Origin of the sequence: Streptosporangium sandarakinum, from assembly GCF_050942225.1 — a bacterium.
GTDB classification, from domain to species: Bacteria; Actinomycetota; Actinomycetes; order Streptosporangiales; family Streptosporangiaceae; genus Streptosporangium; species Streptosporangium nondiastaticum.
This window is the reverse complement of sequence record NZ_CP192034.1, coordinates 7,621,253-7,647,679: the sequence shown is the minus strand read 5'-3', so window position 1 is coordinate 7,647,679 and position 26,427 is coordinate 7,621,253. Positions and strand designations below refer to the sequence as shown.

The following is a 26,427-nucleotide window of genomic DNA, read 5'->3' as shown; positions in this document are numbered from 1 at the left end:
TGTCGATGACCACATCGGCGCAACGACCGGCGCGGCCGGAGCCGCCCTCCACGCGACGGCGTGGTGAGGCGCTGCAGCGGGCCATCTTCGACGCGGTGATCGAGCAGCTCGGCACAGTCGGCTACGCCAAGCTGAGCACCAACCGGGTCGCCGCCGCGGCCGGCACCGGCAAGGCGGCCCTGTACCGAAGGTGGCGCAACAAGGACGAACTCGTGCGCGACGCGCTGCGCGACCTGCTTCCCGCCCCACCGGAGATCCCGCCGGACACGCCGCTCCGCGACGGCCTGCTGACATTGCTCCGGTATCTCAACCAGGCGCTGTACGACTCCAGGGGCACGGCCTTCCAGGCGGTGGCGGCCGCGGGGGACGAGGAGACGGCCCAGCTGCGCGTGCTCTTCCACGAGTCGGTGACCGTGCCCTGCGAGAGGGGCGTCATCGAGCTGATCGAGAGACACGGAGGCGTCGCACCGGGTGCGAGCGAGACGGCCATCGCCGCGGCCGGGCCCGCGATGCTCCTCTACCACTGCGTCAGCGGACAGCCCAAGAGCACCGACGAGCAGATCGAGTCGGTCGTCGACGACCTGCTGCTCCCGCTCATCGCACGTCGTTGAAGCCCTCACGCCGGAGCCTCGGCCCGGCGTCCGCGGCCGCGTCTTTCATCAACCACGAGGAACGGGGACACGTGATGCCGGTGCTCATCGACAAGGTGGCGTGGATACGGCTGGAGGACGGCAGGGTCCTCAGCACGCGCTCCCGGGGCAAGGACACCTACTACTTCCCCGGCGGCAAGCGGGAGGCCGGGGAGAGCGACGCGCAGACGCTGGCGCGTGAGATCAGCGAGGAGCTCACCGTGGCGATCCTCCCCGGGACCGTCGCCCTCCTCGGCACCTACGAGGCCCAGGCGCACGGCCACCCGGAGGGGACGGTGGTCCGCATGACCTGCTACACCGGCGACTACCGCGGCACCCTCACCGCGAGCAGCGAGATCGAGGAGGTCGCCTGGCTGTCGTACGCCGACCGCGACCGGGTCTCCCCGGTCGACCAGCTCATCTTCGACGACCTGAGGGCCGCGGGCCGGCTGACCTGACGGTGCGCCACGCCGGCCGGCCGTCGATCACGACGCCGTGGCGGTCCGGCCCGCGTCGGGCCTTCACGGCGTCGTGATCGACGAATCCTCGACCCTCCCGGGGGCGAGCCGGGCTGCCGGGGCCCGGTCCTCAGTAGTAGCCCTGCAGCGGGACGCGGGCCTCGTCGAACAGGGCCGGGCCCTCCTCGGAGAAGGGGAAGACGACCGGCGTGGCACCGGGTGACTTGAGGCTCGCGAGCTGCTCGGGGGAGAGCGCGTAGACGACGCGGCCCAGGCCGGACCGCTCGATGGCGCCCGCGCACATGCCGCACGGCCGGCAGCTGGTGTACATGGTGGTGGCGGCCGCGGTGGCCCGGTCCAGCTCGCGGGCCGCCCACCTGGCCAGCTTCAGCTCGGGGTGGGCGGTGATGTCGGCGTCGGTGACGCTCGTGTTGCGCTCCTCCGCGAGGATCCCGCCGTCCGGCCCCGCCAGCAGCGACCCGAACGGCGGATTCCCGCCCGCCCTGGCCTCGGCGGCCAGCTCGATGGCCCTGCGGAGGAACCGCTCGTCGTCACCCGTCATGATCGCTCCGTTCGCGTGCGATGGTGTTTCCGGTCGTGAGCGTTCGCCGCCGGTCGGCGACGGCCGCGAGCGCCCGCCATGCCGTCTCCGGGTGGAGGGTCTCGGCGGGGTCCCCGCCGAACGGGTCCAGCACGACGGTCTCGGCGCCGAGCAGGCGCAGCCGCTCCAGGTCCTCGGTGACCTGGTCGATCGTCCCCTCCCCGGCGAGCCTGTCCGGCCCGGCGACCGGCGTCTCGGTGAGCCTCAGGATCATGCGAGGGACCAGCGCGGGCGCGGTCCGCCCCTCCTCGGCGGCGACGGCCTTCAGCCGGTCCAGCGCCCCGGTCAGCCAGGGAAGGGTGAACCGCAGCGGGTGCCACGCGTCGCCCAGCCGTACGGCACGGCGCAGCGCGGCGTCGCTGTGGCCGCCGACCCAGAACGGTATGTCGCCGGCGCGGTAGTCGTCGTCCTCCTCCCAGGCGGCGCGGATGGCCCGCAGATGGTCGTCGGTGAGCCTCCCGCGCCGCTCGAACGGCACGCCGAGCGCCTCGAACTCCTGGCGCGCCCAGCCGGCCGCCACACCGAGGACCAGCCGTCCGCCGCTGAGCCGGTTCAGGTTGGCGGCCATCCGGGCGACGAGCAGCGGATGCCGGTAGGGCACGATGAGCACCGTGGTGCCGAGCCGGATCCGGTCGGTGACGCCGGCCAACCAGGAGAGCGTGGTGAACGGCTCGTAGAAGGGCGCCGGGTACTGCTCGGCGACGTCCGGGGTCACCACGACATGGTCGGAGACCATCAGCAGGTCGAAGCCCAGTCCTTCCACCGTCCGCGCCCAGCGGCGCAACGTGTCCGGGTCGGTGCCGGGCCCGAAATTCGGGACATTGACTCCTATTTCCACCTGATCGAGGCTAGTTATCCGGCCGGCCGATCCGGAAGGGATTCCTCACGCCATGACGGGGGATCGGCCGAGGATATGACGGTATTTTTGGCGAATGGCCGAGAATCTTGACCAGACCGACTGGGCGATCATCACCGAGCTCCAGCGGGACGGCAGGGTTCCGCTCACCGAGCTGGCGCGGCGGGTGAGCCTCAGCGCCTCGGCGACGACCGAGCGGGTCAGGCGGCTGGAGTCGGCGGGGGTCATCACCGGCTACCGGGCCGATGTCGACCTGGAGAAGGCGGGGTTCCCGGTGCTCGCCGTGGTGCGCCTGAAGTATCCCGGCAGCCGGCACGAGCCGCTGCACCGGCTGTTCGGGGAGCGTCCGGAGATCCTGGAGTGCCTGCGCACCACGGGCGAGGACTGCTACGTCCTGAAAGTCGCCGCGACGTCCATGCCCCACCTGGAACAGGTCGTCAACGAGCTGGCGGCGTTCGGCGGCACGACGACCAACATCGTCTACAGCCGCACCCTGCCCTACCGAGGCCCCGGCCCCGCCATCGGGTGAGACGCGCGGCACCGGGCCGGTCCGCGTTCGACGCGCCCCCAAAGCTCGCCCCCACCGCGGCTTCCTCCCGGACGACGTGAGCGGTCAGGCGGTCTTGGGCGTGGCGCGCATGCCGATGTACACGCACGGGGTGCCGTCGGTCAGGGTGGAGAAGACGACGGGGATGTGGCCCCCGCCGGAGGCGGGGCCGCCGGAGGCGGCGAACACCGTCTCCGACACCGGCAGCAGGTCCATCTCAAGCGGCGGGGAGAAGTCCTTCATACCGTCGACGAACTCGTAGCGGATGTGCGCGCGGCCGCCTTCGTCCTGGGTGACGGTGGTGACGACGCCCTCGCGCCGGTAGGTGCCCACCAGCGGCGTCATGTCCACCGCGGGCGGGTTCGCCGCGGGACCGAAGGGGGCGGGCATCCGCACCCCGGCCAGCTCCGCCAGCAACTCCCGGAACAGCTCGGCGTAAAGCCCGTCGGTGCCGCCGCCGTTGGTCAGCAGGACGACGGCGACGCCCGCGTGGGGGACGACGCGCAGGTAGGAGTGCTGGGCGACGGCGCTGCCGTCATGGCCGTAGCCGGGGACGCCGTCCCAGTCGTACAGGGTCCAGCCCAGGCCCCAGCCGTCGGCGCTGACGGTCCACTTGTCCGGGCTGTCGACCTCGCGCCGCTGCATCGCCGCGACGGCGTCGGCGGACAGCACGCGGGTGCCGTCGGGGGCGGTGCCGCCGTCCAGATGCATCCGGACGAACCGGATGACGTCCCCCGCGGAGATGATGACCCTCCCGTACGGCCCCGCCGAACGCGGCATCAGATCCCAGGCCGGCGCCGGGTCGGGATCCTGGCCGGGCCCGCCCAGGTGGCTCATGGCCACGCGGAAGCGAAGCGCCTCTTCGGGCAGCGTCATCGAGTGCTCCAGCCCGAGCGGGGTGAGGAGCAGGTCCTTCAGTGCCTGGTCCCAGGTCGTGCCGGTGAGCACCTCGACGACGCGGCCCAGTACGACGTATCCGAGGCTGCTGTAGGAGATGGCCGTCCCGGGCGGGCAGTCCAGCGCGACGTCCTTGGCGGCCTCCACGTATCTGGCCAGGCAGTCGTCGCCCCGGCCGGAGTCGTAGTTGAAGTCGCAGGTCAGCCCCCCGGTGTGGCTGAGCAGCCGCCGGATGGTGATCGCCTTGGTGGCTTCGGGGTCCGGGGTGGCGAACTCGGGCAGGACGTCCACGACCGGCGTGTCCAGGTCCAGCATGCCGGAGTCGACCAGCCGCATCACCAGGGTGGCGGTGTAGACCTTGGCCAGCGAACCGGACAGGAACACCGAGTCGGTCGTCACCTCCACCCCGGTCCCCCGGTGCAGTACACCGCCGGCCAGTTCGTGGATCTCACCATCGACCAGTACGGCCAGCGACGCTCCCGGCACATGGTGGGCGGCGCGAAGCACGTCGAAGCGGGCCTGCCAGCGGGCGGCGTCGAAAGTCATCGGAATTCTCCTGATCGGGAGGTGCTCACGACCGGCGCGGCCGTGGTGCGGGCATGGTGGGGGAACCGGCGCCGGTGGGGCGGCGACGGGAAAGCAGGAAAGCGGGAAAACGGGAAAGCGGCCTCGCGTGGTGAGGGTCAGGAAGAGCGCGCTCCGGGGTCGCCGGGCAGTTCACCCGAGGCGCGCAGGGCGTCGCGGTGGGCGCGCCACTCGGCCGCGAGCGCGGGCATCCGCTCAAGGAGGAAGTCGGCGAAGGCCACCGTCTCCAGGAGACGGGCCCGGCGGGCCGCGGGAGCGTCGCCCAGAACCGAGAGCCCGTGTCGTGCCAGCGCGCCGAGTGAGGCGTACTCCGTTGACTTGTCCGTCATCCTCAGCCAGATCGCGGGATGGAGGCTGACGCGGTCCATGCGCTCGCCGGCGGCGCGTGAGCGCTGGATCCAGGACCACTCCTCAAGCGCGGAGACCGCGCCGCTGACGGCGCTGCGACTCGCCCGCAGCGCCTCGCTGAGTTCGGCGATGCTCTGCTGCGGCGGATCGCAGATGAGAAGCCATCCGGCCACTCGGCCGGTGATCGGTGGGAGGCCGTTCTGCCGGGCGAAATGCCGGCCGACCTCGTCGGCGAAGGCGAGCTCGTCATCGAATGTCACGCGCATGAAGTTACTCAAATATCTGAAATAACACAAATTTCTGTCATCTCAGTCTTATCCGAGCGGCCGTCGGCGGCCTGCCCGGTCGCCCTCCCGTGCCCGCGTTCCGGCGAGCCGGCCTCCTTCCCGCTTCAGGTTGTCGCGTCCGGCAAATCCGAATACAGTTACCATCCGAATGATAAGTGTATATGTTCATGACATTTGGATTTGAGGAGAGTTCATGAGCGGGACCGAAGCGAGCGGCGACCGTGAGGCAGGCGGCGTCCCCGAGGTCGATCTCACCGACCCCGGGGTGATCCGCGACCCCTTCACCGCCTACGGGTGGGCGCGCGAGCGCTCCCCGCTGGCGCGGCTGCTGATCCCCGGCATGCCGATGTGGGCCGTCACCCGGCACGAGGACGCACGGGCACTGCTCACCGACCCGCGGTTCGAGATCACCGAGAGCAGCTTCATGTGGCCCGACGTGCCCGCCGACTGCCTGCCGTACATGCGGACGATGAGCGAGATGGAAGGGGCGGAGCACCTGCGGCTGCGGCGGCTGGTGGCGCCCGCGTTCACCGCGCGCCGCGCCGCCGGGTTCCGGCCCCGGATCGAGCGGATCGTCGAGGGGCTGCTCGACGACCTTCCCGCTCACACCGAGGACGGCTCGGTGGACCTGCTGTGGCACTTCGCCCGCCCGCTGCCGATGGACGTCATCTGCGAGCTGGTCGGCATCCCCGAGGCCGACCGCCCGAGCTGGCGCGAGTACGGCGCGACCATCGCCGCGGGCGCGGGACAGGCGTTCGCCGCGGCGATCCCGGCCATCATGCGGGGCGCCGAGGCGGCGGTGGCGCGGCGGCGCGAGGAGCCCGGCGACGACCTGCTCTCCGACCTCGTCCGGGTCCGGGACGAGGACGGCGACCGGCTGAGCGAGACCGAGCTGGTCATGCTGGTCTGGCAGCTCGTGCTGTCCGGTCAGACGCCGACGAACCTCATCGCCAACGCCGTGGCGGCCCTGCTGGACCACCCGGAACAGCTCGCCGCGCTGCGCGCCGACCCCGTGATCGTGCCGCGCGCCGTCGAGGAGCTGATCCGCTGGTGCGGCCCGACGCTGTTGACGATCCCCCGCCACGCCCGGGAGGACGTCGAGCTGCACGGCGTGCCGATCGGCAAGGGCGAGGCCGTCACCGTCGCGGTCGCCGCCGCCAACCGTGACCCGCGCGCGTTCGCCGACCCCGACCGGCTCGACGTCACCCGGGTCTCCGGCACCCCGGGTACGGCGAGCCACCTCGGCTTCTCCCACGGGCCTCACTTCTGCGTCGGGGCGTCGCTGGCCCGGGTGCAGACCGAGGTCGCGCTCACCGCCCTGCTGCGCCGCTTCCCCGACCTGTCGCCGGCCGTGCCGCCGGCCGGGTTGCGCGTCCCCGACCCCGGCACCTGGCGCCTCACGGGGCTGCCCGTGACCGTCTGACCCTCCCGCCGCGAGGGTCCCGGCCGGGGCCCTCGCGTTTCTCGGGACCCGCCGGCCTTCCGGTCCCCATGTTCGCCGGGCGGTGAGGACACGCCATGCCGGAATGCAGCGACAAGGGGCATTGTCGGTGTGAAACAAGGGGTATAGTCTGCCGCGTGTGGTAGAACGAGACGACTACGCGGCCATCCGTGACCGGCTCGTGGCCCTCGCGCGTGCCCACGGGTTGCGCTGCGACTGGGCGGAGACGAGCAGGCGGCAGCGCTTCCTGCTGCTGTGGGACCCGGCCGGGCGCGTCGCGGCGCGCGCGATCGTCCCGCTCTACCCGGGTGAGACACCCGAACTCGTGGCAGCCCTCGAACGCGGGCTCGCCGCCCTGTTCGGTGACGACTGGCTGGAGGACTGATGGCCGACGACAGCGTTGACGTTCACGTCACCAAGAACGGCACGCTGTGGCTCGCCACCGTGGACGGCGTCGCCGGCGGCATGTCCGCCCGCTCGCTGAAGGAGCTGCACGCCGACGTCGCCGAGGGGCTGCCGTTCCTGTTCGGCGACCGCGCCGAGCCGCCGGCGCCCGTCTTCCACTACACGCTGCCCGGCCTGACCGGGGAGGACCTCAGCGCCTTCGCTGAGTTGCAGCGCCGGGCCGCCGCGATCGCCGAGGACTACAGCCGCACCGCCAGGGCGCGCGTCGAGCACCTGTCGAGCCTCGGGCTGTCCGACGCCGATATCGGCGAGCTGCTCGGCCTGACCAAGCAGCGCATCCAGCAGATCCGCACCAGCAACGCCGAGGCCCGACAGAGCGCCTGAACCCCTGGCCGCCGCGGTGCTTCGGCAAGACCCCGACAGCTACCTCGCCGGCCTCCATCTACACGGAGCCGTCTTGTGGATCCGGAACCTTCGGACCAGGTGAAGATCCGTATTCCGTACAGGCCCTGGAACGGCTCAGCCGCAGTGCCTGCTGTAGTACGTGGCGCCGTTGCCGCCGATGTACCCCTCGATGTCGATGCACTTGCCCGGAGCGGAGACGTAAACCGGGCCCGCGTACTCGTTGAAGGTCCCCGCGTCGACGGTCCACTTCAAGGTGCCCGAGCGGCGGAGCTTCACGGCCTTGTAGCCGCGCTTGGCGGGCGTGGCGTAGGTGACGGCGCAGTTCTTCTTGGTGGACCTGGAGTAGTAGAGATGAGTGCGGCCGACCGTCTTGCCCGCGAGGTTCGAGATGTTGTACACGTCGATCTGGTAGTAGCCGCCGCCGCAGGGGCCGGCCGCGCTTGCCGGCGTGGCGCCGGCCACCAGGCCGGTGGAAACCACCGCGACGCCGGCCAATGCCGCGAGCTTGGTCCGAATGTTCATGCCCTTCCTTTCGCTGAGCACCACCGTCCCCACAGAACCCTGTGACGCCTGTGAGGGATGGGAAGATCGTTACGATTTTCGATCGTACAGGCGCTAAGTCCCCACTGGAGGCCTACGTCGCTCAGATAGATCATTTGGGCAAGGTGTGCCCGGCGGTCAGGAGCTGGACGGTGGGTGGTCCGCAACAGCGGATGGCCTTGTCGGAGGGGCGGCGTTCGCGGTAGCCGCCGCGTCGGGCGCGCTTGACGGCACGAGGGTAGGTGCGGTGGCGTCGTTCGGGGTCGCGGTTGCGGGGCCGTCCAACGTGATGGACGGCTCTGGCCCGGAGGTCGTGGTCGGGTTCAGGGGGAAGCCGCCCGACCGGTGACCGAGCGGCGCACGATGCGGAGCGCGGCTGGAACCTGCCCCTGGGGGAGGTTCCACACTGGTCACATGATGAGCATCGGCGAATTCGCGGAGCTGACCGGGCTGAGCCTGAAGGCCCTGCGCCTCTACGACGAGCAGGGCCTGCTCAAGCCGGCCTCGGTCGACCCCTGGTCACGGCACCGGCGCTACAGCGCGGCCCAGCTCGAACCGGCCCTCCGGCTGAAGGCGCTGCGCGCGGCGGGCGTCCCGCTGGCCGACGCCCCTCCGTTCCTGGACGACCCCCGTACGGCCGCGGCGACGCTCGCCGGGCACCGCGCCCGGCTGGCGGCGGAGCGGGAGCGCCAGGACGCCGCCCTCGACACGCTCGACCGGTTGCTCGGTGGCGATGGGGGTCACGAATGGCAGGTGGTGGAACGGCGGGCCGAGCGGCGGCACTGGGCGGGCGTCGTGCTGCGGGTGCCCGGCGGGGAGAACCCCACGACGGAGGACGTCGAGAACGCGGACGAGCGGGCCAACGAGGGGTTCGCCGCGCTCTGGCGGGCGCTGGCGGAGGAGGGCAACGCGCCGGTCGGGCCGTTCTGGTCGACGCTGCGGGCCGTACCCGGCAGTGACAGCGAGGTCGAGGTGGTCTGCTGCTGGCCGGTCGCCCGGCCGCCGGCCGACGGGTTCTCGGTGCCGGGGTGGGAGGTCGAGTCCGGCACGGTCGAGGCCACGCCGGAGCTGGCGGTGCGCTGGCGGTTCGACGACCCGGTGCCGGTGGTCGACGGCGCGACCCACCCCGCGGTGCTCGCCCTGCTGGTGGCGGCCGAGGAACGCGGGCTGGATGTGGAGCTGACCCGCCTGCGCCAGATCGGGCTGCTGGAGCAGGGGGAGAGCGTCGGGATGGAGGTCGCCCTGGCCGTCCACGGGTGAAGGCGACCCCAGGACGCACGGGAAGATCGCACCGTCCGTGGCGGCGTCCGCGCTCGCGGCCCTGCCGACGGGCTGCGGAATGCTTCCCCCGGCTCCGGGGGGCGACGGTGGCGAGGCCGACTGGGCCGCCGCAGGGCCGGGTGCTCGCCGGCCGTCGAACGCGCGGCGAGGGCGACGACCCCCGCCTCGACGTCACCGGTCTCGTCAGGCGGGGCCGTACGGCCGCGGCGGCGCGCGGGTCAGTCCACGTCGACGTTGTCGAGGAAGGCGAGCATCGCCGTGAGGACCCGCACGCAGGCCGTCACGTCGGCGCCTGTCAGGTCTCCGCCGACCTGACGCAGCAGGGCGTGCTCGCGCGTCATCACCGCGGTGATGGCCGCCCTGCCGTCGTCCGTCAGCCGGATCAGTGAGGACCGCTGATGGGCGGGGTTCGGGATGCTCTCGACCAGCCGCCGCGCCGCGGCGTCGTTGACCGTGCGCTGCACGAACTGCCGGCTCAGCGCCTGCGCGCGGCCCATCTGCGGAACGGTCATGGGCCCGTTCTCGCGGAGCAGGTTCAGGACGGCGCGCACCCCGACGGACAGCCCCTCGATCGGCACGCCCTCCTCCACCTTGCGCTGCGCGCGCCGGTACAGGGGCCCCACGAGGTCGAACACCTCGGTGAGCCGGTGGGCGAGATCATCGGGGGCGAGGGGTCGTTCGGTATCGGCCACCCCTCCATGATGACACCTTGGTTGTCAAACCATCGCAAAAATGGCACCTTGGTTGTCATGACCGTTACTTCAGACACGTTCACGTTCGCGGCCGGCGACGGTCGTCTCGCCTACCGCGAGGCCGGGGCGGGGCAGCCGGTGGTGCTGCTGCACGGCGGCTTCCTGAGCGGCGACATGTGGGACGACCAGCTGCCGGTCCTCGCCCGGGACCACCGGGTGATCGTCCCCGACGCCCGCGGCCACGGCGGGTCCTCGAACGCGACCGGGCCGTTCCGCCACACGGACGACCTCGCCGCGCTGCTGCGCCATCTCGACACCGACCCCGCGGTCCTCGTCGGGGTGTCGATGGGCGGGGCCGTCGCGGTCGACACCGCGCTCGAACACCCCGAACTGGTGCGCGCCCTGGTCGTCGTCGGCGCCGGGACCAGCGAGCCGGAGTTCCGCGATCCCTGGATCGGAAGCGTCAGGGCCGAGCAGGCCCGTGCCCTGGCCGCCGACGACGTCGCCGGCTGGGTGGACGCCTTCACGCTGTTCGCGGCCGGCCCGCACCGCACGCTCGACGACGTCGACCCGGGCGTCGTACGGCGGCTGCGGGAGATGACCATGCGGACCGTCGCCAAGCACACCGGCGCCGAACGGGACTGGCAGGTGCCCGTGACCGGCACCTGGGAGCGGGCGGAGAAGGTCACCGTCCCGGTGCTGGCCGTCAGCGGCGGCCTCGATTCGAGCGACCACATCGACATGGCCGGCCGCCTCGCGCGCACCGTCGCCGACGGCCGCGAGGCCACCGTCGACGGCACCGCGCACTACCCCAACATGGAGCGCCCGGACGCCTTCAACGAGATCCTCGAAGACTTCCTGCGCGCCGTACCCGCCTGACGGAACGGCGGCCTTTCGGACCCGGCCCTCTCACCAGGGCGGGATCCGGCGCAGGTCCGCCGCGGCGTCGGTGAGGGCGTCCAGCAGGGGGACCAGCAGCGGGTGCCGCTCGGCGCCGCGCCGTACGGCCGCGAAGACCCGGCGTTCCGGGCCCGCGACCCGGCGGACGACCACGCCGGACAGGTCGGCCGCGCGCAGCGCCAGCCGGGGCACCATCGCCACGCCCGCCCCGGCCGCCGCCAGGGCGACCACCGCGCTGAAGTTGTCGGAGGAGTGGGCGAACTCCGGGGTGAACCCGGCGTGCTCGCAGGCCAGCGCGATCACGTCGTGGCAGGGGTTGCCGGGGTAGGGGCCGATCCACGTCTCCCCGGCCAGGTCGGCCACGGCCACCTCCCGCCTCGCCGCGCCGGGCTCGTCGAGATCCCCGCGCTCCCCGGCCTCCCCCGGCTCCCCGGAGCCGCGGGCGAGGGGGTGGTCGCCGGGCAGCACCACGTCGAACGGCTCGGAGTAGAGCGGGATGCGCGACAGGCGGCGGTCGTCCTCGGCCGGGGCCCCGCGGTACTCGACGGCCACGGCGACGTCCACCGCGCCGTCCAGGACCATGGTGAGGCTCTGGTCGCCCTCGGCGTCGAGGACGCGGACCTGGATGCCGGGCTCCTTGCTCCGCAGCGCGCCCACCGCCGGGGCCACGACGAGGCCGATCGCGGTGGCGAAGGAGGCGGCCTTCACCTCGCCGGCCGTACCGGTGGTGTAGGCGGCGATGTCGGCCTCGGCGCGCTCCAGCTGGGCGAGCACCTCGTTGGTGTGACCGAGCAGGATGCGGCCGACGGCGGTCAGCCGCACGCCCCGGCCGTCGCGCTCCAGCAGCCGGTGCCCCACCTCGTGCTCCAGGGCGACGAGCTGCTGGGAGACCGCGGACGGCGTCAGGTGGAGGGCCGCCGCGGCGGCGGTGACCGTACGGTGGTCGGCCACCGCGCGCAGGGTCCGCAGCCGCCGGGTGTCAATCACCCCCTCATTGTCGGGCAGCGCCCGGGGTGCGCGTGCCCGGCGGGCCGCTCACCGGACCAGGCCGAAACCGCCCCTGCTGATGGAGATCACCTGGGGGGCGACGGCGCCCTCGTCGATGGGGGCGCGGGTGTCGCTCGCCAGCGTGGTGACGACGTACGTCTTCCCCTTGGCGGTGCGCCCGAGGAACGCCATGTCGAAGACCCCGGGCTCGGAGCCGCCCTTGTACCAGACGGTCGGCCACTCGGCGGGGTCGAGGCCGAGTCCGGCGTCGTTGGCCGAGAGCACCTCATTGAGGCGGGCGTCACTCCGCTTGAGCAGGCCGGCGTAGGCGCGGCAGACATCGCGGGGGGAGCCGAACCATTCGAGGGTGTCGATCTCGCGGGGCTGCTCCCACACCTTGATCTTCGAGAGAGGGAGGCCGGCGACGACGTCGCGGAGGTAGGCGCGGCGCCCCTGCGTGCCGCGCGCGAGGTAGGCGCGGGCGTGCCGGGGGTAGTCGACGCCCCTCAGCAGGAAGCTCTCCCGCACGGTGAGGAGGGGGAGGTTCCGCTCGGCGTGGCCGGACCACTGGCGGACCTTCTTCTCCACGGCCTTGCGGCCGACCGTCTTGATCAGCAGGTCGGTGGCGGTGTTGTCGCTGATCGAGATCATCAGCTTGGCCGCCTCGCGGACCGTGACGGTGCTGCCGTCCGGCCGGGCTCCGAGACCGTCCGCGGCGGGGATCTTCACCTCGGGCGTGACGGTGAGCTTCTTCTCCCAGCCCAGCTTGCCCGTGTGGATCCGGTCCGCCACCGCTCCCAGCACGTAGAGCTTGAAGACCGACCCCAGCGGGCGGGCGGTGTCCGCGCCGACGCCGTGGACGGGCTCGCACCGGCCCTGCCGGTCGATCTCGGCGGCGAGGAAGCCGGTCCGGGGGGCGATCTCGCGGAGCCGGGCGTCGAGCTCGGCCCAGCCGGTGGGGGCGGGCGGGATCGACGGCGTGACCAGCAGGCCGTTGATCTTCCCCGCGGTGTCCACGTCGAGCCGGAGGTCGAACTTCTGTCCGGCGACGGTGACCGTGCCGGCCAGGAAGCCCGGGTCGGTCCTGGTCAGCTCGTCGAGCCGGACACCGGCCAGGCCCTTGAGGAACCCGTTGAAGCCGTCGACGGTCACCTCCTTGAGGAAAGCGGCGTCGACGTGCTGTTCGATCTCGCCCGCGGGGAGCGGCGCCCGGGTGGTGGCGTCCAGGAACCAGCGGAGCTGCCGCCCGGCCGGGCTGTCCGGGATCTCCGGGGCGGCGGTGGCGGTGGCCGCGGCTGCGGGGGCGGTCTCCACGGCGGCCTGCCGCGCCGGCGCGGCGGCGAGCCGTACGGCGTCCGCGGCGGGCAGTACGGTGGCCGCGGTGGCCGGGAGGGTTCCGCCGAGGGTCAGTGGGGCGGCCACGGCGAGGGCGGCCAGGGCCAGGGCGCGGGTCGTTCGGGGCCGGAGGTGCACGGATTTCTCCTTCATGGGCTGCTTCAAAGGCTGTGGTTCGCCGCCACCGCCACGGTGACGGCCGTGGCCCTCACGCTAGGAAGGGCGCGGCGGGCGGGGGTATCCGGCGAGCCACCGGCTTGCGGGGTGCGGCCGTCCGCCGGCGGATGTGAGGACAGCCTCATAGACGCTGGTCACCCGGAGGGGCCACACTGCGTTCCGTGCTCTCCCCGACCCCGACCCGTGTCCTCGCCGCCTCCATGGCGGCGGTGGCGATCCTCGGCATCGTCGCCGGCACGGTGCTGGAAGGCAGCCCGCCGCTCTCCCAGCTGATGTTCATCGTGCTGGTGTCGCCGCTGCCCGCGCTGGGCTGGCTCGTCGCCCACCGGCGGCCGGACAACCTCTACGGCTGGCTGCTCCTGGCCACCGCGGACTGCCTGGGGCTGGGATCCCTCGGGGCCGGGCTTCTCGTCTTCGCGGACGCCGGGTGGCCCACGCCGATGCTCGTCCTCGCCGTCCTGCTGTCCTCCCTGTTCACGCTCTTCTACGGGCTTTCCTGGGTTTTCATCCCGCTGTTCTTCCCGGACGGAAGGCTTCCCTCGCGCCGCTGGCGCGTGGGGGTGTGGATCGCCGGGGTGGCGATCGCCGTGCAGTGGCTGGGGATGCTGCTGTTCTCCGGTGAGGCCCAGGCCGTCTCGTGGTTCAGCAACCCGCTCGGCGTCACCGGGCCGGCCGGGCTGGTCGTGGCGACCCTGAACGGGTTGGGACAGCTGACCGTGTTCGGTACGGCGCTGGCGGTGCTGGGCTCCCTCGTGGTGCGCACCCGCCGTGCCTCCGGGCCGGAGCGCCGCCGGCTCGGCTGGATGGCCGCCGGGCTCGCCGTCACTCTCGTCGGGTTCCCGCTGGCGATGTTCTTCATCTTCGCGGAGTCGATGGCGGCGGCCTGGATCTCCTTCACGCCTATGCTGAGCGCGCTGCCCGCCGCGATCGGGGTGGCCGTGTTCCGGCACAACATGCTCGACATCCGGGTGGGCGTCCGGGGATCGCGCTTCTTCCTCGTCTTCGACCTGCGGCCCACGGTGGACGAGCTGCTCTCGGAGCTGGCGCCCGGCCTGGAGGAGGCGGAGCCGGGCGAGCTGCTCGGGCGGCTGGCCGAGGCCGTGCGGACGGGCCTGGACGTCCGGTGGGCGGCCGTCACGCTCGCCGACGGCACCCGGGTCGTGGCGGGCGAGGAGGAGGGCGAGCCGGAGCTGACCGTCCCCGCCGGGCAGGGGCACATCGCCTGCGGCCCCCGGGACGGCGGCCTCACCCGCGACGACCGGCGGCTGCTGCGCGCGCTGGCCGTACCGGTCGGGCTGGCGATCCAGAGCACGGGGCTGGCCGCCCGGCTGGTCAACGCGCAGGAGGCCGAGCGGCGGCGGATCGAGCGCAACATCCACGACGGCGTGCAGCAGGAGGTCGTCGCGCTCATCGCCGGGCTGGAGCTGGCCAGGGCCACCGGAGGGGACGCCGAGACGCTGACGCTCCTGCGGGACCAGGCCAGGCAGACCCTCGACGACCTGCGGGAGCTGGCGGCGGGCATCCACCCGTCGGTGCTCAGCCAGGGCGGGCTGGCCGAGGCCCTGGAGGAGCGCTGCTCGCGCCTGCCGGTGCCCTCGACGGTGCGCGTCGACCCGGAGCCGCGTGTGAGACGCTTTCCCGACGAGGTCGAGGGAGCGCTGTACTTCACCGTGAGCGAGGCGCTCGCCAACACGCTCAAGCACGCCCGTGCCTCCACCGTGGACGTACGGCTGACGCTGTCCGGCGGGCGGCTGGGGGTCACGGTCGCCGACGACGGCGAGGGTTTCGACCCGGGGACGGTCACCCGGCGCGGGCTCGTGGCCCTCGCCGACCGGCTGGCCGCGCTCGGCGGCGGCCTGGACGTGGCGAGCGCGAAGGGAGAGGGGACGAGGGTGCGAGCCTGGGTGCCGGTCCATGACTGAGCCGGAGCGGGTCGAGGGGCGGCCGAGGGTCGTCGTCGCCGACGACCACTACCTGGTCCGCGAGGGCGTCCGGAGGCTGCTGGAGACGTCCGGGATGGCGGTCGTCGCCGGGGCGGTGGGCAGCGCCGGCGAGTTGCTGGACGCCGTGCGCAGGCTCCGGCCGGACGTGGTCATCACCGACATCCGCATGCCGGGCGGCCCGTTCCGGCCGGGCTTCGAGGGCATCGACGCGGCTCACCGGATCCGCGCCGACCACCCGGCGACCGGTGTCGTGGTGCTCTCCCAGTTCTCCGACGCGCTCTACGCCTTCGAGGTGTTCAAGCACGGCGCCGAGGGCTTCGCCTACCTGCTGAAGGACCGCGTCGGTGACCTGGAGGAGCTGCTCGGCGCGGTGCGGGCGGTGGCCGGTGGCGGCTCGGTCATCGACCCCAAGGTCGTGGAGGCCCTGATGGCCCGCCACGCCGTACGGGGTCACCGGGGGGAGGAGCTGACCCCGCGCGAGCGCGACGTGCTGCGCGAGATGGCCCACGGCAGGTCCAACGGCGGCATCGCCCGCGCGCTCCACCTGTCGGTCTCCGCCGTCGAGAAGAACGTCAATTCGATCTTCATGAAGCTGGAGCTGGAGAACAGCCCCGACAGTCATCGGCGGGTCGCGGCGGTCCTGGCCTATCTCGGCGGGTAGCGCCGGCCGCTCCCCCCGGCCGGTCGCCCCTCGCCGTTCCGGAACGCCGGCCGCGGGCCCGTTCCCAGGCCGCGGGCCCGCTCCCGGGCCGGAGCGCGGGAACGGGCCGGAGCACGAGGACGGAACGGAGTGCGAGGACGGGCCGGGCGGGGGTCAGCCGCGGGCGGCGATGAACGCCTCGACCGCGCGGTCCACGTCCTCGGCCGAGTGGGACGCCGAGAGCTGGACCCTGATGCGGGCCTGGCCTTTCGGCACCACCGGGTAGGAGAAGCCGATCACGTAGATGCCCCGCTCCAGCAGCCGCTCGGCCATCGCTGCGGCCTCGGCGGCGTCGCCGATCATCACCGGGACGATGGGGTGGTCGCCGGGCAGGATGTCGAACCCCGCCTCGGTCATCTTCGTGCGGAACCGCTCGGTGTTGGCGCGCAGCCGGTCCCGGGCGTCGCTGTCACCGCTGATCATGTCGAGGATGCGCAGCGAGGTGGCGGTGATCACCGGGGCGAGGGAGTTGGAGAACAGGTAGGGGCGCGAGCGCTGGCGCAGCAGCGCGCAGATCTCCCGGCGGGCGGCGACGTAGCCGCCGCTGGCCCCGCCGAGCGCCTTGCCGAGGGTACCGGTGATGATGTCCACCCGGTCCCTCACGCCGTGCAGCTCGGGGGTGCCCCGGCCGCCGGGGCCGACGAAGCCGACCGCGTGGGAGTCGTCCACCATGACCATGGCGCCGTACCGCTCGGCCAGGTCGCAGATCTCCCGCAGCGGGGCGACGTAGCCGTCCATGGAGAAGACGCCGTCGGTGACGACCAGCTTGCGCCGGGCGTCGGACGCCTCCTTCAGCCGGGCCTCCAGCTCGGCCATGTCGCGGTTGGCGTAGCGCAGGCGGCGGGCCTTGCACAGCCGGATGCCGTCGATGATGCTCGCGTGGTTGAGCGCGTCGGAGATCACCGCGTCGCGGTCGTCGAGCAGCGTCTCGAACACACCGCCGTTGGCGTCGAAGCACGAGCTGTACAGGACGGTGTCCTCCTGGCCGAGGAACTCCGACAGCCGCGCCTCCAGCTCCTTGTGGACCTCCTGGGTACCGCAGATGAAGCGGACCGACGCCATGCCGAAGCCCCAGCGGTCGAGCGCCTCCTTGGCGGCGGCGACCACCTCGGGGTGGTCGGCCAGGCCCAGGTAGTTGTTGGCGCAGAAGTTCAGCACCTCGCCGCCCCCGGCGACGGCGATGCCGGAGCTCTGCGGGGTGGTGAGGACCCGCTCGGGCTTGAGCAGCCCGGCGGAGGCGATCTCGTCGAGGGTCACGCGCAGGTCGTCGCGGACGTTGTCGAACATCAGGCGGTCCAATCCAGGATGATCTTGCCGGTCTTACCGCTCGCGGCGGTGTCGAAGGCCGCGTCGAAGTCGCGGTGGGAGAAGCGGTCGGTGATCACGGGGGAGAGGTCGAGGCCCTTCTCCAGCAGCACGGACATGGCGTACCACGTCTCGAACATCTCCCGGCCGTAGATGCCCTTGAGGGTGATCATCGAGGTCACGATGGTCGCGAAGTCGACGGAGAACTCCTCGGCGGGCAGCCCGAGCATGGCGATCTTCCCGCCGTGCGTCATGTTGGCGATCATGTCGCGGAGCGCCTGCGGGTGGCCCGACATCTCCAGGCCCACGTCGAAGCCCTCGCGCATGCCGAGCCGCCGCATACCCTCGGCGATCGGGGTCTCGGCGACGTTCAGCGCGAGGGAGACGCCGAGCTTGCGGGCCAGCTCCAGCCGCTCGGGGCTGAGGTCGGTGACGACCACGTTGCGGGCGCCCACGTGCGTCGCCACCGCCGCGGCCATCAGGCCGATCGGCCCGGCCCCGGTGATCAGGACGTCCTCGCCGACCATGGGGAACGTCAGGGCGGTGTGCACGGCGTTGCCGAACGGGTCGAAGATCGCCGCGACGTCGGGGTCGACCGGCGTGCGGTGCACCCAGACGTTGGACGCGGGAAGCGTCAGGTACTCGGCGAACGCGCCGTCGCGGTTCACGCCCAGCCCGACGGTGTTGCGGCACAGGTGGCGCCGCCCGGCCATGCAGTTGCGGCACTTGCCGCAGACCAGGTGGCCCTCGCCGCTGACGAAGTCGCCGACCGCGACGTCCTCGACCCCGGGCGCCACCTCGACGACCTCGCCGCAGAACTCGTGCCCGATGATCAGCGGCGTGCGCAGCGTCTGCCGTGCCCAGGCGTCGAAGCTCCGGATGTGCAGGTCGGTGCCGCAGATGCCGGTGCGCAGCACCTTGATCAGCACCTCACCCGGCCTCACCTCGGGCACCGGTACGTCCATCAACCACAGACCGGGCTCGGCCTTCGCCTTGACCAGCGCTTTCATACGGATCCCCCCTCGGTTACGACCTTACGCACTGTGCCCGGTCGGCTCCGGAGGTGTCCATCGCGCTTTTCTTAAACCCGCCCACAGCGCTGCTTCACGCTCGCAAAGACGGGGCCTCCCTACCCGGGATCATCCCGGTCATTCCCGCCCTCCGTACGGCACCGCCCGCCGTACGGCGCTGCGGGTCGTACGGCGGGCGGGAATGACCGGGAGGAGCAGTGGACGAGGGGTCAGGCGCCGGGACCGGCGGGGCCGGCCGGGTCTCCGGTGCCGTTGGCGCCGGTCCCGCCCGCGCTCCCATCGGCCCTGCCCGCGCCGTCGCGGCGGACGGCGGCGGCCGGGCGCTCCTCGTTCAGCCCGGCCAGCGGGTCGGTGGCGGCCGGGGCGCCGGGGCCGAGCTGGCGGGGGCCGACGTCGGCCTCGGAGGCCTCCGCGACCGCCTCGGCCGCGGCCCGCTGCGCCGCGGCCATCTCCCGCTCGGCGGCCTCGTTGACGGCCGGAGCCTGCCGGGTGGCGGACGACTGCGGCAGCGCCTCGGTGAACGCCTTCGACACGCCCTGCAGGGCGGAGGTCACCTCGCTGGGAATCACCCAGAACGTGTTGCTCTCGCCCTTGGCCAGCTCGGGAAGCACCTGGAGGTACTGGTAGGCCAGCAGCTTGGGATCGGGGTCGTTGCGGTGGACGGCCTGGAAGACCTCGTCGATGGCCTGCGACTGGCCCTGGGCCTTGAGGATCGCGGCGCTGCGCTCACCCTCGGCACGCAGGATCGCGCTCTGCTTGTCACCCTCGGCGGTGAGGATCTGCGACTGCCGCTGGCCTTCGGCGGTGAGGATCGCGGCGCGCTTGTCCCGCTCGGCGCGCATCTGCTTCTCCATCGCGTCCTTGATGGTCTTGGGCGGGTCGATCGCCTTGATCTCGACCCGGTTGACCCGGATGCCCCACTTGCCGGTGGCCTCGTCCAGCACGCCGCGGAGCTGGCTGTTGATCGTGTCGCGGGAGGTCAGCGTCATCTCCAGGTCCATGGAGCCGATGACGTTGCGCAGGGTCGTCACGGTGAGCTGCTCGATCGCCTGGATGTAGTTGGCGATCTCGTAGGCGGCGGCCCGCGGGTCGGTGACCTGGAAGTACAACACGGTGTCGATCTCGACGACCAGGTTGTCCTCGGTGATCACGGGCTGCGGGCGGAAGGAGACCACCTGCTCGCGCAGGTCGATCATCGGGTAGACCCGGTCGATGTACGGGATCACGAAGTTCAGACCCGGCTTGAGCGTGGTGTGGTAGCGGCCGAGCCGCTCCACGTTGCGGGCCCTGGCCTGCGGGACGATGCGCACCGAGCGGGCCACGGTGAACACCACGAACAGGACGATGAGGAGGCCGACGAGCAGCAATGGGTCCATGGTCACATCCGGGAAGTCTGTGAGTCGGTCAGAGGATCACTCTCGGGGATAGACGAGCGCGGTCGCGCCCTCGATTTCGATGACGTCCACGACCGCCCCCGGCGGGATCACCAGTGTCTCGTCGTAGGCCCTGGCCGACCACTCCTCCCCGCCGATCCGTACCCGGCCGTCCTGACCGGTCACCTCGCGCAGGACGTAGGCGGTCTTACCCACGAGGGCCTGGACCCCGAACCGCTGGCTCTGGGGAAGCTGCCGGAGATGGCGCCTGGCGATCGGGCGGACCCCCAGCAGTCCCGCGGCGGACGCGGCCGCGAAGACCAGGAGCTGGAGCGGCACCGGCAGGCCGAGCCCCGCGGCGGCGGCGGTGAAGAGGGCGGCGGCGCCGAGCAGGCCCAGGACGGTGGTCAGGGTGAAGATCTCGGCGATGCCCAGCACCGCCGCGAGAATCAACCAGATGGTCCACTCGTCCATACGCCGGCCCTCCTGCTTGTTACAACGAGTGAGATGCCCGAGAGGTTCCTTCTCCTACGGTATGACGGGACCGGCGAGCCGTCAGGAGTCCCCGCACCGGGCGCGGCCGAGCCGCGCGGGCCGCGCGCCGCGCCATGACCCGCGCGATCCTCGCGTACGGGCGCGGCCGAGCCGCGCGGGCCGCGCCCGCGGGACGCGGCCGGATCCCGCGGGGCGCGGACCGCGGGATCCGGCCTCCCCCCTCGCGCGGACCGGGGTCCGCGCGAGGCGGCTCACCGGGCCGGCCGGACCGTGCCCGACACCTCTCCGAGAGAGATCACCTCGCCGCCCGGCCCGGGGGCGGTCGCGGAGATGGTGACCGTGTCCCCGTCCTCCAGGAACGAACGGACCGAGCCGTCGGCCAGCTTGATCGGCTCGGTGCCGTTCCAGGTCAGCTCGATGAACGAACCCCGCTGGTCCGGCTCCGCGCCGGAGACCGTGCCGCTGGCGTACAGGTCGCCGGTGCGCAGGCTCGCGCCGTTCACGGTCATGTGGGCGAGCATCTGGTCGGGCGTCCAGTACATCTCCCGGTACGGCGGGCGGGAGACGACCTCGCCGTTCAGCCGGACCTCCAGCGTCAGGTCCAGTCCCCAGGGCCGCTCGCGGCGCAGGTAGCCGAGCGGCTTGGGGTCCTGCTCCCGCCCGGCGACCCGGGCCTCCGACAGCGCCTCCAGCGGGGTGATCCACGGCGAGACCGAGGTGGCGAAGGACTTGCCGAGGAACGGGCCCAGCGGGACGTACTCCCACGCCTGGATGTCGCGGGCGCTCCAGTCGTTGACCAGCGTCACGCCGAACACGTGGTCCTCGAAGCGCCCCGCCCGCTCGCCCAGGCCGGTCGGCGTGCCGACGACGAAGCCGAGCTCCGCCTCGATGTCCAGCCGTACCGAGGGGCCGAACGTCCCGGCGCCGCGCTGGCCGGAGGGCCGCACGATCGGGGTGCCGGACGGCACGACGGTCCCGGCCCGGCCGTGGTAGCCGACCGGCAGGTGCCGCCAGTTCGGCTTCAGCGGCTCGTCGTCCGGGCGGAAGATCCGGCCGAGGTTGGAGGCGTGCTCCAGCGAGCAGTAGAAGTCGACGTAGTCGGCCACCTCGAACGGCAGGTGCATCCGCACCTCCGCGAGCGGGACGAGGTACGCGGTGACCGCCGGGTCGTCGCTCAGCCTGTTCTGGATCAGCGTCCGGGTCTCGCGCCAGGCGGTGACGCCGCGGGCCATGAACGCGTTGAGCGACCCGGTGGCGAACACCTCGTCGTGCAGGGCCGCGGCGAGGTCCAGCACGTGGTCGCCGTACCGCACGCCGACGCGCGGGGTCTCACCCTCCCTCCGGGTGAAGACCCCGTAGGGCAGGTTGGAAAGGCCCCAGGACATTACGCTTCCTCCTCTTTCTTCGTCATCGGGTCGGCGGCTCTTCCCTCGTCGCCGGGTCGGTGGCCGCGCCGGCCGTCGCGGGACCGATGGCCGCGCCGGTCCCGTACCCCGTCGCGGCCGGCTGCGCACCGATGAGCCCCAGGGCGGTCAGGTCGTCGATCGGCGTGCTCGTGCTGCACGAGCCGTAGGAGACCAGCAGTCGGCGGGCGCGCTCGGCGGTGCCGTCCGGTACGGCCTGCGCGAGCCGTACCAGCTCGCCCACGTCGGTGGTGGTCAGCACCGGGACCGGGTCGCGGCCCTCCACCGCCGCGCAGACCCCGAGGACCAGGTTGAGGAAGCCGTGCCGGTCGGTCCCCAGCCCCGGATGGAAGTGGCGGACCGCGTTGTGCAGGCCCGCCGTCGCCTTGAACGGGATGCCGCGCTCGGCGCAGTGGGTGATGAAGGCGCCCAGCTCCCGCGGGGTGGGGAAGGCCGCCGCCGTCAGGCCGCCGCACCTGATCTTCAGCCCGACCCCGGGCGGCGGGTCGATCGGCAGCTGTGCCGCGGTGACCTCGACGAACTGCCGCGCCGGGATGTCCAGGGCGACCGCCCGGCCGCCCGGCACCTCGACCAGCTCGACGGTGAGGCCGTCGAGCGGTGGGACCTCGGGGGTGTCGAGGATCAGCCCGAGCCGGATCGGCTCCGCCACCCGCCCGGCCCCGTCCGCCCGCTCGGTCCGGCCCATACGGTCCGCTTCGTCCGGCCGCTCGGTTCGGCCCGCCCGGCCGGCTTCGTCCGCCCGGGGACCCGCGCCGGGGAATCCCGCCTGCTCCAGGTGGGCGCGCAGCTCGGCGAGGCGGCTCGCCGGGCACAGGAACCGGTGGGTGAGCACCGGGCTGCCCGCGACCAGGTCGTCGCGGTGCCGCCGGAGCGCGTCGGCCATCGGCAGCGCCGTGGGCGGGAACAGCCCCGCGTCGTCGACGAGGGCCTCGAAGAGGCTCATCGTGCCCAGGTCCACGCGTAGGCGGGGTCCTCGACCGACAGGGCGGCCGGCCCCAGGTCGAGCGGGCGGAAGGTGTCGACCATCACGGCCAGCTCGCTGGTGGTCGAGTGGCCCTGCCGTACGGCCTCGATGACGGCCTCGACGGCGCCCGGCTGCGGGCCGTGGGTGAACCCGGCCGGGTGCAGTGAGATGGAGCCGACGTCGATGCCCGAGCCGCGGCGCGCGGTGTAGTCGCCGCCCGCGTAGAACATCAGCTCGTCGGAGTCGACGTTGTGGTGGTTGTAGGGGATCGGGATGGCCTCGGGGTGGAAGTCCAGCGGCCGGGGGCAGAACGAGCAGATCACGAAGTTCGGGCCCTCGAACGTCTGGTGCACCGGCGGCGGGGCGTGGGTGAGCTTCACGATGGGCTCGAAGTCGTTGATGTTGAACGCGAACGGGTACAGGCAGCCGTCCCAGCCGACCACGTCGAACGGGTGGTTGCGGTAGACCAGCCGGGTCAGCCCGCCGCGGGTGCGGACCAGCACCGGCACCTCCTCACCCTCGACGATCAGCGGCTCCTGCGGGCCGCGCAGGTCGCGCTCGCAGTAGGGGGCGTGCTCCAGGAACTGCCCGTGCTTCGACAGGTAGCGCTTGGGGGGCCGGATGTGCCCGGCGGCCTCGATGGTGAAGGCCGTGACCCGGCCCTCGGGCACCCAGCGGTGGATGGTCCCGGTCGGGATGACGACGTAGTCGCCCTCGCCGGCCTCGATCACGCCGTAGGTCGACTCGAACCGGACCCGGCCGCTCGCGATGTAGACGCACTCGTCACCCATGGAGTTGCGGTACAGCTCGCTGGGCGTCTCGGTCGCGACGTACGACATGCGGACGTCGGCGTTGCCCGCCAGCAGCCCGCGCCCGGTCACCAGGTCGCCGTTCATCGGGAGGTCCTGGGTGCGGAAGTGCCGGGGCGACAGCGGCAGGTTGGGCGTCAGTGCCGTCGCCGCCGTGGGCTCGACCGCCTCGGACTTGAGGATCGCCGTGGGCAGGTGCCGGTGGTAGAGGAGAGACGAGTCGCTGGAGAAGCCCTCCTCGCCCATCAGCTCCTCGGCGTACAGCCCGCCGTCGGGCCGCCGGAACTGCACGTGTCGCTTGCGGGGGACCTCTCCCACCATGCGGTAGTACGGCATGCGCCTCTCCGAGCCTGCAGATGGTGACACAGTATGTCCGTTTATCGGACACTACTGTCCTTTATACGTACAACCTTCCGCCACCGGTCCGGGCCCTGTCAAACATGCGGCGCGGGTGAGGCGTTGGGCGGTGGCGCGGACGCGGTCGGCCAGCTCGGGCGGGTCCAGCACCTCGAACTCCACGCCGATGAGGATCAGGTGGGCGACCAGGGCGTCCAGGGAGTCCGATCCGGTGGTCAGCAGGCACGTCCCGTCGGTGAGGTCCTCCAGGACGCCGACCGTCGGCGGCACGTGCCCGGCGACGGCGTCCGCCGGGGCGGCGAGCCGTACCCGGGCGGTGAAGGCGTAGGGGCCGGTGGACACGGAGGCGGCGACGAACGCGGCGGCGTCGGGAGGTTCCCGCGGTGTGAAGCGGGCTCCCGTCGGCCGCGGCGCGCCGATCCGGTCGACCCGGAAGGTGCGCCAGTCGTCGCGCACCAGGTCCAGGGCGACGAGATACCAGCGCTGCCCGGCGTGGACGAGCCGGTACGGCTCCACCGTACGGTCGCTGGGGACGCCGGAGGCGTCACGGTAGGCGAACCGCAGCCGTTCCCGGTCGCGGCAGGCGCCGGCGAGCGTCGACAGCGCCGCGGAGTCCACGGCCGCGGCCCGGCCGGGCAGATGCACGGTCGCGGCGTGCAGCGCGGTCAGGCGGTGCCGCAGCCGAGCCGGGAGCAGTTGCTCCAGTTTGGCCAGTGCCCGGACCGAGGTCTCCTCCAGTCCGGTGACGGCGCCGCCGGCCGCCAGGCGCAGCCCGATCGCCACCGCGACGGCCTCCTCGTCGTCGAGCAGCAGCGGCGGCAGCGTGGCCCCGGCCTCCAGCCGGTATCCGCCCGCCACACCCGATGTGGCGCTGACCGGGTAGCCGAGCAGGCGCAGCCGTTCCACGTCGCGCCGGACGGTGCGGCGGGTGACGCCCAGGCGCGCGGCGAGCTCGGCGCCCGGCCAGTCCCGGCGCGACCGCAGCAGGGACAGCAGCTTCAGCAGCCTGGCGGAGGTGTCCAGCGCCGGTGTGTGGGACATGGGCCGAGATTGCCAGAGATCGAGGACCGATACGGTCCCCGATCGTTCATATCGTCCCGCCATGACTCATCCCGGTACGACCCTGGACTGGAACGACCTGCTCTCCGACCAGCTCGACTGGCACTGGCGGCACCACCTGCGGCCCCGGCTCGACGGCCTGACCGACGAGGAATACCTCTGGGAGCCGGTGGCCGGCTGCTGGAGCGTACGGCCCCGCGGCGCCGGCGCCGCGTCCGGCACCCTCGGGAATGGAGACTTCGTGATCGACTTCGTGCGCCCCGAGCCGAGTCCGCCGCCGGTGACGACGATCGCCTGGCGTCTCGCCCACATCATCGTGGGGGTCCTGGGGGCGCGCGCCGCCGCGCACTTCGGGGGACCCGCCGTCGAGTACCCGACCTTCCCCTACGCCGGTACGGCGGGCGAGGCTCTGAGGCAGCTCGACGAGGTGTACGCCGCCTGGGCGGACGGCGTGCGGGAGCTCGGCGCCGAGGGCCTGTCCCGGCCCTGCGGCCCCGCCGAGGGTCCGTTCGCCGACCACCCCATGGCCGCGCTGGTCCTGCACATCAACCGCGAGGTCGTCCACCACGGCGCGGAGGCGCTGCTGCTGCGCGACCTCTACCGCGACACCCCGGGGACTCGGGCGCGCTCCCGCCCCGAAGAACCGGCGACCTCGGAGCGGTGACCGGGTGGAGCGATGGACGGCGGTGCGATTCGCGGACGAAGCACCTTGACGGGTGGGCCCGGCGCCTGGCGGAGGCCGGTCACCCGGTGACCTTCGACGACGACTTCCCGGGAATGCGGCGCTTCCACAGCGAGGACCCCCACGGGAACCGCCTGGAGTTCCTCGAACCGATCGCTTGATACGGCGGGTTCCGTCAGGCGAGGGCGTGGCCCAGTTCGGCGGCCGCGGCGGCGACCCGGGGGCCGACGGCCGCCGGGTCGAGCGGGGTGAAGGCGACGACCCCGACGGACGCCTCCAGCCAGGGCAGGCCGGTGACGGGCGCGGCCACGCCGCGGGCGCCTTCCTGGAGCTGGCCCTCGGTGACGACATAGCCGGTACGGCCCTGCCGCAGGGCGAGGATGGCGTGCCCGGCCGCGCCCCGGCCGAGCGGGTGGCGGGACCCTTCGCGGTAGGCGACGTGCATGTCGGTCCAGGAGGGCTCCACCACCGCCACCGCCAGGCCGTCGTCCCCCTCGGCCACGGTCAGGTGCGCCGTCGCGCCCACCTCCTCGGCGAGCCCGCGCAGTGTCGGCAGGGCGCCCTCGCGGAGCAGCGGCTGTACGGCCCGCGCCAGCACGAGCACCCCGAACCCCAGGTGGACCCGGCCGTCACCGCCCCGGCGGACGAAACCCTCGTTCTGGAGCGTGGTGAGCAGGCGGTAGACCACCGGGCGACTCAGCTCCAGCTCGGTCGCGAGTTCGGTGGGGGTACGGCCACGCCGGCCGTCGGCCAGCAGGCGGAGCAGCCGGAGACCGCGCTCCAGGGTCTGTGAGGACTCGGCCGCCATCAGCGGGCCCGCCGTACGGGGATCATGCTTCGATTATCGGCACCCCGCCGCCGGACGGCCGGGCAGGGCGGTGCCGGTCCGCGATCGGGTCGGCCGGGCGGTGCGG

At 72.7% G+C, this 26,427-nt stretch carries 28 protein-coding genes; 11 read left to right on the top strand and 17 right to left on the bottom strand.

Features of this window, described 5'->3' with window-relative positions:
• The first annotated feature begins 5 nt into the window (after positions 1-5).
• Together ACQP10_RS35105 and ACQP10_RS35100 are read left to right on the top strand one after the other, a co-directional pair.
• Entirely contained in the window at positions 6-611 is a 606-nt protein-coding gene (locus ACQP10_RS35105; RefSeq protein ID WP_390000558.1) for a TetR/AcrR family transcriptional regulator, read from the top strand.
• 74 nt (positions 612-685) lie between these two features.
• Positions 686-1,087, top strand: a complete 402-nt coding sequence (locus ACQP10_RS35100; RefSeq protein ID WP_346019701.1) for an NUDIX hydrolase — start codon at positions 686-688, stop codon at positions 1,085-1,087.
• 130 nt (positions 1,088-1,217) lie between these two features.
• Here the strand turns inward: ACQP10_RS35100 and ACQP10_RS35095 are convergent, their stop codons facing one another.
• A complete protein-coding gene (locus ACQP10_RS35095; protein ID WP_346018681.1) occupies positions 1,218-1,649 on the bottom strand; it encodes a nucleoside deaminase in 432 nt (143 codons plus the stop codon).
• Positions 1,639-2,526, bottom strand: coding sequence for an LLM class flavin-dependent oxidoreductase (locus tag ACQP10_RS35090; protein WP_433540471.1), 888 nt, complete (start codon positions 2,524-2,526; stop codon positions 1,639-1,641). Before ACQP10_RS35090 ends, ACQP10_RS35095 begins: the two co-directional genes overlap by 11 nt.
• A gap of 94 nt (positions 2,527-2,620) precedes the next feature.
• Here ACQP10_RS35090 and ACQP10_RS35085 point away from each other — a divergent pair, with 94 nt between their 5' ends.
• Entirely contained in the window at positions 2,621-3,073 is a 453-nt protein-coding gene (locus tag ACQP10_RS35085; RefSeq protein ID WP_399501525.1) for an Lrp/AsnC family transcriptional regulator, read from the top strand.
• 84 nt (positions 3,074-3,157) lie between these two features.
• Here the strand turns inward: ACQP10_RS35085 and ACQP10_RS35080 are convergent, their stop codons facing one another.
• Entirely contained in the window at positions 3,158-4,534 is a 1,377-nt protein-coding gene (locus ACQP10_RS35080; protein ID WP_433540470.1) for a serine hydrolase domain-containing protein, read from the bottom strand.
• Between the two features lie 137 nt (positions 4,535-4,671).
• The gene (locus ACQP10_RS35075; RefSeq protein WP_346018685.1) at positions 4,672-5,181 is read right to left on the bottom strand and encodes a GbsR/MarR family transcriptional regulator; all 510 of its coding nucleotides are present in this window, start codon (positions 5,179-5,181) and stop codon (positions 4,672-4,674) included.
• Positions 5,182-5,401: 220 nt separating this feature from the next.
• On the opposite strand from ACQP10_RS35075, the gene ACQP10_RS35070 reads away from it, so the two are divergent.
• From ACQP10_RS35070 to ACQP10_RS35060, 3 genes are all read left to right on the top strand, one after another.
• On the top strand, positions 5,402-6,631 hold the full coding sequence (locus ACQP10_RS35070; RefSeq protein WP_433540469.1) for a cytochrome P450 family protein: 1,230 nt from the start codon (positions 5,402-5,404) through the stop codon (positions 6,629-6,631).
• A gap of 157 nt (positions 6,632-6,788) precedes the next feature.
• A complete protein-coding gene (locus ACQP10_RS35065) occupies positions 6,789-7,034 on the top strand; it encodes a hypothetical protein (RefSeq protein ID WP_346018687.1) in 246 nt (81 codons plus the stop codon).
• Complete coding sequence (locus tag ACQP10_RS35060) at positions 7,034-7,438, top strand: hypothetical protein (protein WP_346018688.1); 405 nt, start codon at positions 7,034-7,036, stop codon at positions 7,436-7,438. Before ACQP10_RS35065 ends, ACQP10_RS35060 begins: the two co-directional genes overlap by 1 nt.
• A 135-nt stretch (positions 7,439-7,573) precedes the next feature.
• Here ACQP10_RS35060 and ACQP10_RS35055 read toward each other — a convergent pair whose 3' ends face one another.
• Complete coding sequence (locus ACQP10_RS35055) at positions 7,574-7,981, bottom strand: spore-associated protein A (RefSeq protein WP_346018689.1); 408 nt, start codon at positions 7,979-7,981, stop codon at positions 7,574-7,576.
• Positions 7,982-8,413: 432 nt separating this feature from the next.
• Between ACQP10_RS35055 and ACQP10_RS35050 the strand changes: the two genes are divergently transcribed.
• Positions 8,414-9,259: a MerR family transcriptional regulator gene (locus ACQP10_RS35050; protein ID WP_346018690.1), complete on the top strand. Its 846-nt coding sequence runs from the start codon at positions 8,414-8,416 to the stop codon at positions 9,257-9,259.
• Between the two features lie 239 nt (positions 9,260-9,498).
• Here ACQP10_RS35050 and ACQP10_RS35045 read toward each other — a convergent pair whose 3' ends face one another.
• Complete coding sequence (locus ACQP10_RS35045; protein ID WP_346018691.1) at positions 9,499-9,972, bottom strand: MarR family winged helix-turn-helix transcriptional regulator; 474 nt, start codon at positions 9,970-9,972, stop codon at positions 9,499-9,501.
• Positions 9,973-10,029: 57 nt separating this feature from the next.
• On the opposite strand from ACQP10_RS35045, the gene ACQP10_RS35040 reads away from it, so the two are divergent.
• Positions 10,030-10,851 carry an alpha/beta fold hydrolase gene (locus ACQP10_RS35040; RefSeq protein WP_433540468.1) on the top strand — a complete coding sequence of 274 codons (822 nt, stop codon included), beginning with the start codon at positions 10,030-10,032 and terminating at the stop codon, positions 10,849-10,851.
• Positions 10,852-10,881: 30 nt separating this feature from the next.
• Here ACQP10_RS35040 and ACQP10_RS35035 read toward each other — a convergent pair whose 3' ends face one another.
• Complete coding sequence (locus ACQP10_RS35035) at positions 10,882-11,859, bottom strand: LysR family transcriptional regulator (RefSeq protein WP_346018693.1); 978 nt, start codon at positions 11,857-11,859, stop codon at positions 10,882-10,884.
• 48 nt (positions 11,860-11,907) lie between these two features.
• A complete protein-coding gene (locus tag ACQP10_RS35030; protein ID WP_346018694.1) occupies positions 11,908-13,332 on the bottom strand; it encodes a serine hydrolase in 1,425 nt (474 codons plus the stop codon).
• Between the two features lie 200 nt (positions 13,333-13,532).
• Between ACQP10_RS35030 and ACQP10_RS35025 the strand changes: the two genes are divergently transcribed.
• The gene (locus tag ACQP10_RS35025) at positions 13,533-15,293 is read left to right on the top strand and encodes a sensor histidine kinase (RefSeq protein WP_346018695.1); all 1,761 of its coding nucleotides are present in this window, start codon (positions 13,533-13,535) and stop codon (positions 15,291-15,293) included.
• A complete protein-coding gene (locus ACQP10_RS35020) occupies positions 15,286-15,975 on the top strand; it encodes a response regulator transcription factor (RefSeq protein WP_346018696.1) in 690 nt (229 codons plus the stop codon). Before ACQP10_RS35025 ends, ACQP10_RS35020 begins: the two co-directional genes overlap by 8 nt.
• A 153-nt stretch (positions 15,976-16,128) precedes the next feature.
• Here ACQP10_RS35020 and ACQP10_RS35015 read toward each other — a convergent pair whose 3' ends face one another.
• From ACQP10_RS35015 to ACQP10_RS34980, 8 genes are all read right to left on the bottom strand, one after another.
• Positions 16,129-17,301, bottom strand: a complete 1,173-nt coding sequence (locus tag ACQP10_RS35015; protein ID WP_433541963.1) for a glycine C-acetyltransferase — start codon at positions 17,299-17,301, stop codon at positions 16,129-16,131.
• Positions 17,301-18,329 carry an L-threonine 3-dehydrogenase gene (tdh, locus tag ACQP10_RS35010; RefSeq protein WP_179826048.1) on the bottom strand — a complete coding sequence of 343 codons (1,029 nt, stop codon included), beginning with the start codon at positions 18,327-18,329 and terminating at the stop codon, positions 17,301-17,303. The genes ACQP10_RS35015 and tdh overlap by 1 nt, the downstream gene beginning before the upstream one ends.
• A gap of 230 nt (positions 18,330-18,559) precedes the next feature.
• Positions 18,560-19,726, bottom strand: coding sequence for an SPFH domain-containing protein (locus ACQP10_RS35005; protein ID WP_346019703.1), 1,167 nt, complete (start codon positions 19,724-19,726; stop codon positions 18,560-18,562).
• Positions 19,727-19,762: 36 nt separating this feature from the next.
• The gene (locus tag ACQP10_RS35000; protein ID WP_179826046.1) at positions 19,763-20,197 is read right to left on the bottom strand and encodes an NfeD family protein; all 435 of its coding nucleotides are present in this window, start codon (positions 20,195-20,197) and stop codon (positions 19,763-19,765) included.
• A 272-nt stretch (positions 20,198-20,469) separates the two neighbouring features.
• The gene (gene fahA / locus ACQP10_RS34995; RefSeq protein ID WP_433540467.1) at positions 20,470-21,603 is read right to left on the bottom strand and encodes a fumarylacetoacetase; all 1,134 of its coding nucleotides are present in this window, start codon (positions 21,601-21,603) and stop codon (positions 20,470-20,472) included.
• 22 nt (positions 21,604-21,625) lie between these two features.
• Positions 21,626-22,600: a hypothetical protein gene (locus tag ACQP10_RS34990; protein WP_346018698.1), complete on the bottom strand. Its 975-nt coding sequence runs from the start codon at positions 22,598-22,600 to the stop codon at positions 21,626-21,628.
• Positions 22,582-23,751 (bottom strand): homogentisate 1,2-dioxygenase, encoded by a 1,170-nt coding sequence (locus tag ACQP10_RS34985; RefSeq protein ID WP_346018699.1) that lies wholly within the window; start codon positions 23,749-23,751, stop codon positions 22,582-22,584. Before ACQP10_RS34985 ends, ACQP10_RS34990 begins: the two co-directional genes overlap by 19 nt.
• A gap of 51 nt (positions 23,752-23,802) precedes the next feature.
• Entirely contained in the window at positions 23,803-24,813 is a 1,011-nt protein-coding gene (locus ACQP10_RS34980; RefSeq protein WP_433540466.1) for a helix-turn-helix transcriptional regulator, read from the bottom strand.
• A 61-nt stretch (positions 24,814-24,874) separates the two neighbouring features.
• Here ACQP10_RS34980 and ACQP10_RS34975 point away from each other — a divergent pair, with 61 nt between their 5' ends.
• Positions 24,875-25,495, top strand: coding sequence for a DinB family protein (locus ACQP10_RS34975; protein ID WP_433540465.1), 621 nt, complete (start codon positions 24,875-24,877; stop codon positions 25,493-25,495).
• Between the two features lie 193 nt (positions 25,496-25,688).
• Here ACQP10_RS34975 and ACQP10_RS34970 read toward each other — a convergent pair whose 3' ends face one another.
• A complete protein-coding gene (locus tag ACQP10_RS34970; RefSeq protein ID WP_346018702.1) occupies positions 25,689-26,321 on the bottom strand; it encodes an IclR family transcriptional regulator in 633 nt (210 codons plus the stop codon).
• Between the last annotated feature and the right edge of the window lie 106 nt (positions 26,322-26,427).

Coding starts and splice junctions, on each gene's coding strand:
- ACQP10_RS34970 (WP_346018702.1), bottom strand. CDS start 26,321: ATGGCGGCCGAGTCCTCACAGACCCTGGAGCGCGGTCTCCGGCTGCTC.
- ACQP10_RS35085 (WP_399501525.1), top strand. CDS start 2,621: ATGGCCGAGAATCTTGACCAGACCGACTGGGCGATCATCACCGAGCTC.
- ACQP10_RS34985 (WP_346018699.1), bottom strand. CDS start 23,751: ATGCCGTACTACCGCATGGTGGGAGAGGTCCCCCGCAAGCGACACGTG.
- ACQP10_RS35060 (WP_346018688.1), top strand. CDS start 7,034: ATGGCCGACGACAGCGTTGACGTTCACGTCACCAAGAACGGCACGCTG.
- ACQP10_RS35040 (WP_433540468.1), top strand. CDS start 10,030: ATGACCGTTACTTCAGACACGTTCACGTTCGCGGCCGGCGACGGTCGT.
- ACQP10_RS35080 (WP_433540470.1), bottom strand. CDS start 4,534: ATGACTTTCGACGCCGCCCGCTGGCAGGCCCGCTTCGACGTGCTTCGC.
- ACQP10_RS35020 (WP_346018696.1), top strand. CDS start 15,286: ATGACTGAGCCGGAGCGGGTCGAGGGGCGGCCGAGGGTCGTCGTCGCC.
- ACQP10_RS35050 (WP_346018690.1), top strand. CDS start 8,414: ATGATGAGCATCGGCGAATTCGCGGAGCTGACCGGGCTGAGCCTGAAG.
- ACQP10_RS35005 (WP_346019703.1), bottom strand. CDS start 19,726: ATGGACCCATTGCTGCTCGTCGGCCTCCTCATCGTCCTGTTCGTGGTG.
- ACQP10_RS35055 (WP_346018689.1), bottom strand. CDS start 7,981: ATGAACATTCGGACCAAGCTCGCGGCATTGGCCGGCGTCGCGGTGGTT.
- ACQP10_RS35000 (WP_179826046.1), bottom strand. CDS start 20,197: ATGGACGAGTGGACCATCTGGTTGATTCTCGCGGCGGTGCTGGGCATC.
- ACQP10_RS35015 (WP_433541963.1), bottom strand. CDS start 17,301: ATGTTCGACAACGTCCGCGACGACCTGCGCGTGACCCTCGACGAGATC.
- ACQP10_RS35095 (WP_346018681.1), bottom strand. CDS start 1,649: ATGACGGGTGACGACGAGCGGTTCCTCCGCAGGGCCATCGAGCTGGCC.
- tdh (WP_179826048.1), bottom strand. CDS start 18,329: ATGAAAGCGCTGGTCAAGGCGAAGGCCGAGCCCGGTCTGTGGTTGATG.
- ACQP10_RS34975 (WP_433540465.1), top strand. CDS start 24,875: ATGACTCATCCCGGTACGACCCTGGACTGGAACGACCTGCTCTCCGAC.
- fahA (WP_433540467.1), bottom strand. CDS start 21,603: ATGTCCTGGGGCCTTTCCAACCTGCCCTACGGGGTCTTCACCCGGAGG.
- ACQP10_RS35100 (WP_346019701.1), top strand. CDS start 686: ATGCCGGTGCTCATCGACAAGGTGGCGTGGATACGGCTGGAGGACGGC.
- ACQP10_RS35070 (WP_433540469.1), top strand. CDS start 5,402: ATGAGCGGGACCGAAGCGAGCGGCGACCGTGAGGCAGGCGGCGTCCCC.
- ACQP10_RS35105 (WP_390000558.1), top strand. CDS start 6: ATGACCACATCGGCGCAACGACCGGCGCGGCCGGAGCCGCCCTCCACG.
- ACQP10_RS34980 (WP_433540466.1), bottom strand. CDS start 24,813: ATGTCCCACACACCGGCGCTGGACACCTCCGCCAGGCTGCTGAAGCTG.